The 3,795-nt window shown below is 57.4% G+C and carries 2 protein-coding genes; both read right to left on the minus strand.

Annotated elements, in window-relative coordinates; genetic code table 11:
* A partial coding sequence (acnB, locus tag AC1DRJ_RS21190; protein WP_477803862.1) for a bifunctional aconitate hydratase 2/2-methylisocitrate dehydratase occupies positions 1 to 2,563 on the minus strand: 2,563 nt, incomplete at its 3' end.
* Positions 2,564 to 2,973: 410 nt separating this feature from the next.
* Positions 2,974 to 3,648 carry an MliC family protein gene (locus AC1DRJ_RS21195; protein WP_477803863.1) on the minus strand — a complete coding sequence of 225 codons (675 nt, stop codon included), beginning with the start codon at positions 3,646 to 3,648 and terminating at the stop codon, positions 2,974 to 2,976.
* Positions 3,649 to 3,795 lie beyond the last annotated feature (147 nt).

Consider the following 3,795-nt stretch of genomic DNA (forward strand, 5'->3'; position numbering starts at 1 on the left):
CTTCACGGAACTCGGCGATCTGGTCGAAGGACAGGTAGCGGTAGACATCGGCCGCCATGCTGTCGATCTTGCCAGCGTATTCCATGTACTCCTCGACGGTCGGCAGGCGACCCAGGATGGAAGCAACAGACGCCAGCTCGGCCGAGGCCAGGTAGACGTTCGCGCCGTCACCCAGACGGTTCGGGAAGTTACGGGTCGACGTCGACACCACAGTGGCGTTCGGTTCTACGCGTGCCTGGTTACCCATGCACAGCGAGCAGCCTGGCATTTCCATGCGTGCGCCGGCCTTGCCGTAGATGCCGTAGTAGCCTTCTTCGGTCAGCTGGTGAGCGTCCATCTTGGTCGGCGGCGACAGCCACAGACGGGTTGGCAGCTGACCCTTGACCTGTTCCAGCAACTTGCCGGCAGCGCGGAAGTGACCGATGTTGGTCATGCACGAACCGATGAACACTTCGTCGATCTTCTCGCCAGCAACGCTGGACAGCAGACGGGCGTCGTCCGGATCGTTTGGTGCGCAGAGCACAGGCTCTTTGATGTCGTTCAGGTCGATTTCGATGATTTCAGCGTATTCGGCGTCAGCATCGGCAACCATCAACTCAGGGTTGGCGATCCAGGCTTCCATCGCTTGAGCACGACGTTCCAGGGTACGTGCATCGCCGTAGCCTTCGCCGATCATCCAGCGCAGCAGGGTGATGTTGGAGCTCAGGTACTCGGTGATCGATTCTTTCGACAGCTTGATGGTGCAACCGGCAGCCGAACGTTCAGCCGAGGCGTCGGACAGCTCGAAAGCCTGTTCGATGCTCAGGTTGTCCAGGCCTTCGATTTCCAGAATGCGGCCGGAGAAGGCGTTCTTCTTGCCTTTCTTCTCAACGGTCAGCAGGCCAGCCTGAATCGCGAAGTAAGGAATGGCGTGAACCAGGTCACGCAGGGTGACGCCCGGTTGCATCTTGCCTTTGAAACGCACCAGGATCGATTCCGGCATGTCCAGCGGCATAACGCCGGTGGCTGCAGCAAACGCAACCAGACCGGAACCGGCCGGGAACGAAATGCCCATCGGGAAACGGGTGTGCGAGTCACCACCGGTACCGACGGTGTCCGGCAGCAGCATGCGGTTCAGCCAGCTGTGGATGATGCCGTCGCCCGGACGCAGGGAAACGCCGCCGCGGGTCATGATGAAGTCTGGCAGGGTGTGGTGGGTGGTCACGTCGATCGGCTTAGGGTAAGCCGCGGTGTGGCAGAAGGACTGCATCACCAGATCAGCGGAGAAGCCCAGGCACGCCAGGTCTTTCAGTTCGTCACGGGTCATCGGACCGGTGGTGTCCTGAGAACCGACGGTGGTCATCTTCGGTTCGCAGTAGGTACCAGGACGAACGCCTGCTACGCCGCACGCCTTGCCGACCATTTTTTGCGCCAGGGTGAAGCCCTTGGTGCTTTCGATCGGGGCATCCGGTTTCTTGAACAGATCGAACGCTGGCAGACCCAGTTCGGCGCGAGCCTTGTCGGTCAGGCCGCGGCCGATGATCAGCGGAATACGACCGCCAGCACGGACTTCGTCCAACAGCACAGGGGTCTTCATTTCGAAGGTGGTGATGACTTCGTCGGTACCGTGCTTGCAGACTTTGCCAGCGTGCGGGTACAGGTCGATCACGTCGCCCATGTTCATGTTGCTGACGTCGAATTCGATTGGCAGTGCGCCGGCATCTTCCATGGTGTTGTAGAAGATTGGAGCGATCTTGTTGCCAAAGCAGAAGCCGCCGGCACGCTTGTTCGGCACGTAAGGCACGTCGTCGCCGAAGAACCACAGCACCGAGTTGGTGGCGGATTTACGCGACGAACCGGTACCGACCACGTCRCCGACRTARGCGATCGGGAAGCCGGCGTTGCGCATTTCTTCGATCTGCTTCATCGGACCGGTGACGCCTTGTTCGTCCGGCACGATGCCGTCGCGAGCCATTTTCAGCATGGCCAGGGCGTGCAGCGGGATGTCCGGGCGGGACCAGGCGTCCGGGGCAGGGGACAGGTCGTCGGTGTTGGTTTCGCCGGTGACCTTGAACACGCGCAGGCTGATCTTGTCGGCCAGTACCGGGCGGTTTTTGAACCACTCGCCGTCAGCCCAGGATTGCAGCACGCCTTTGGCGTGAACGTTACCGTTYTTRGCGCGYTCAGCGACGTCGTGGAACGCATCGAACATCAGCAGGGTGTGCTTGAGTTCTTCGGCAGCGACCGGGGCCAGTTCGGCGTCGTCCAGCAGGTTGACCAGCGTGACGATGTTGTAGCCGCCCTGCATGGTGCCGAGCAGTTCAACYGCGCGYTTCTTGTCGATCAGAGGGGATTGGGCTTCGCCTTTGGCGAGGGCGGACAGGAAGCCGGCCTTTACATAGGCGGCTTCGTCCACTCCAGGTGGAACGCGATGGGTGATCAGGTCAACGAGGAAAGCTTCTTCGCCAGCCGGAGGACTCTTCAGCAGCTCGACCAGGCCAGCCGTTTGTTCGGCATTAAGCGCCAAGGGTGGAAGCCCTTGCTCGGCACGTGCTTGTAATTGTTGTACGTAGGTCTCGAGCACTGGGCTTCTCCTGTCTTACCGCGTGTTGTTGAGTGAACGAAGAAGGCGCAAAGCAGCCGGTATTGGTTCACTGAATAAAGGTAGGAACAGTTGTTCGGCGATCGAGGGTGACCACCCAAAACCACCCGATCAACTGTTCCTACAAAAGGTGTTCTGTCCCGAAACCGGAAGGCACAGACTGGTATCTGTCCCAATCGGAGATTTTCGCCAACGACACTCATTGTCGACACTATCTCGTGAACGAGCCGAAATATAATGATTTGTTGGAGGGTAATCAACAGGATTGTCGACACATTTTGGGCATCACCCAAAAAGGTACGCCGCAAATGACGGTTTGCATGGTTGAAAATTTGATTGAATGCAGTAGGTGTCGACAATAAGAAGTGTCTGTTGCAGGCGTGCCAGAGCCCTCAGCCGACCGGCTCGATCGTACAGTTCATTTCCCCAGCGCCTGGTTTCTGGAAAAACACCCCATTTACGTTTTGTCGGAAGCTGTAGTTCCCTTTGTAATCCTTGCCGATGTAGCGGGTTCCTGAATCACTTGGCATCTGGTTCAAGGTGATCGAGGCGTTCGCCCATTTCAGGTACACGACACCCGGCTGCGTGTTAAAGAAAGTGGCGGCAATCGACTCGTTGAGTCCGGTACAACGAAATGTCAGGGGGCCATCGGTCAGTCTGTCGGGATCCTTGGTTCTCACAATGGCCGAGCCTTGGCGTAGCTGGTGCGCGCGCTCGGCATAACTTCGGATAGTGCAGGCCTTGGGCTCCGGCGCGGTGCCACACTGGTTGCGGCTATCAATCCAGAAATGCTGGTCGATCATGACTTTTTCGGGCGGCGGTATGGAATGTTCATCGGTAAGCGCCAGGCGATAGAGACGCAACAGTTCAATATCCATCTGCGCCAGTTGTGGATCGCGGCAGATGAGTTTTTCTACGCGTGCGCTAGCGTTGCCGCAGTCGAAGCTGGTTTTGTAGATTCGAGCAGGTTTGGCAGGCTTTGAATGCTTGGCAGCATTGGCAAAGGGGATTGTCGCCGCGCATACGCTGACGAGAAGGCAGGTGAAAAGGGCCGTGACCGTTTTCATGTTTGACGTCACCCGAATTGTGACAAATTTCTAAAAAAGACAAAAAAACCTTAAAAAACAAATTGTTATGGTGTTTCGTAGCTAGCAAAGGATAAAAAACCTTCAGGAATTTGGCTTTCTATCGTTTCAAGCAGCCCGCACCTGTAC

It is taken from the genome of Pseudomonas sp. P5_B2 (assembly GCF_056400445.1).

Coding starts and splice junctions, on each gene's coding strand:
- AC1DRJ_RS21195 (WP_477803863.1), bottom strand. CDS start 3,648: ATGAAAACGGTCACGGCCCTTTTCACCTGCCTTCTCGTCAGCGTATGC.